This is a genomic window from Xenorhabdus sp. PB30.3, from assembly GCF_963895965.1.
In the GTDB taxonomy this organism is placed as follows: Bacteria; Pseudomonadota; Gammaproteobacteria; order Enterobacterales; family Enterobacteriaceae; genus Xenorhabdus; species Xenorhabdus stockiae.
This window is the reverse complement of the sequence record NZ_CAWQMW010000098.1, coordinates 1-1,648: the sequence shown is the minus strand read 5'-3', so window position 1 is coordinate 1,648 and position 1,648 is coordinate 1. Positions and strand designations below refer to the sequence as shown.

The 1,648-nt window shown below is 45.8% G+C and carries 1 protein-coding gene; it reads right to left on the bottom strand.

The genetic code is table 11. The annotated features are described in order from the left end of the window. Positions 1-174 precede the first annotated feature (174 nt). Positions 175-1,648 (bottom strand): DUF927 domain-containing protein (locus AACX38_RS06355; protein ID WP_228865901.1); only part of this gene is annotated, 1,474 nt, incomplete at its 5' end.

Sequence of the window (1,648 nt, the reverse complement as noted above, 5' to 3'; positions counted from 1 at the left end):
TTTCAGGGTAATCCAATTACTACAATGCTACATGATTTATCATAACACTACGTTATGGGATGTAATGGGATAATGCGGGTTAATTAAAATAAATATAACTATCTGATAAGTATCCAATTAATTATTTACTATCCCGTTACCCCGCTATCCCAGTATTTTTATACTACGTGAAGATTAATCCTCATCATTGAAAACCAGCACTACAAACCGCCCTTGAGTACCATTCACTGAAATAGTTTTACTGATAAAGCGATCTTTCTCCGTTTTAATCAACATTCCGGCTTCTTCCAGCGCTTCAAAGCCTGATTTTTTCTGTAATCCCTGCAATATCTCCTCTTCAAATACACTGGGGATAATGTGATACTCCACCCGCCCATCACTGCGGCGATTATTCACCAGATAGCCTGCAAGATTGTTGATTCTCATGGCGTGAACGGTATCTATGTTTCCATTCAATTTCCCGTAGGCATAAGGCTGAAAACGCGACAGACCGTACTTCTGGATAAAATCACGGGCGCGGGTGACAACCTGATATTTTTCACGGTTTCCGATACCAAAATCTGTTAACCAGTCATCAAAACTTTGCCTTATCGCACTATGGCAATCCTCCTTGCTCCAACCGGTGATATGAGTCGCCAACTCTCCGGCTGCATCCAATAAAGCGAAACGCACAGCTACACGTTTTACTTGGGCTGAGGCTTCTTCTGGCAGGCTATCCAACCAAGCTTTCTCTTTACGGGTCACGATTTCTATTGCCTGTTCCTGATTTTCAGACAGCCATAAGATCCACGCCCGTCCCGCTGTACCACAATAACGCTTAGATTCACGCTTAATTGCCCTTGCGTGGGTGTCACCATCCTCATAACCATTGAAAAATTCAGTATCAATAAAAGGAACACTTAACAGCCTGACGAGCTGCCCTGCTTTTGGTGTAATTCCGCCTTTTATCAAAAAGGTTTCTAAATCCTCTTCCCCCGTTGAAAGCGCGGCTATCTTCCAGCGAATAACGGCACGGTTTCCACCTTCCCGTTTTCCCTGAATTTTACCGACACCGTTAAACAAACTGTAAGCGCTGTTTGCAACTTCTTTCGGATTAGCACTTTGTCCGATTTCGTCAATGGGCAAAAAACCATCATTGCGAGCGGCGGCTTCATTATTTAAGCCGTGGTGCGTACCGTGCCACGATAATTTCAGTTCTTCGGGATCACCATATAAGCTACTGGCAGCTTCAACGGTGGTCGTTTTTCCCGCTGAGGATTGGGCGAACAAGTGAACACCAAAACAGCTACCGCCTGCTAATGAGTTGAGTGGGGCAGCTAGTCCCACCAGCACACCCAACATCATTGAGCGGTTTCCTTTCATTAATGAAGCAACATGGTTTTTCCATTCGTCGGCAGTTCCCCTAACCACATAACCCGCAACCGCCGATGTACCACCACAGAACGCCACTGGCATATAAGGCTGACCAATAATTTCGCCATCCGGCATAACATACGCCCCACAGTGCCAGCCTGCCGTTTGTGTTACTTCCCACTGGCGGCGATCTCCGCTGCGCTGTAAATGGTCAGATAAAATCGGTAAGAGGCTATTTTTGGTTGTGATATTTATCCCTCTCGAACGCAACCGCGCCCAGCCTATCGGCATCCCA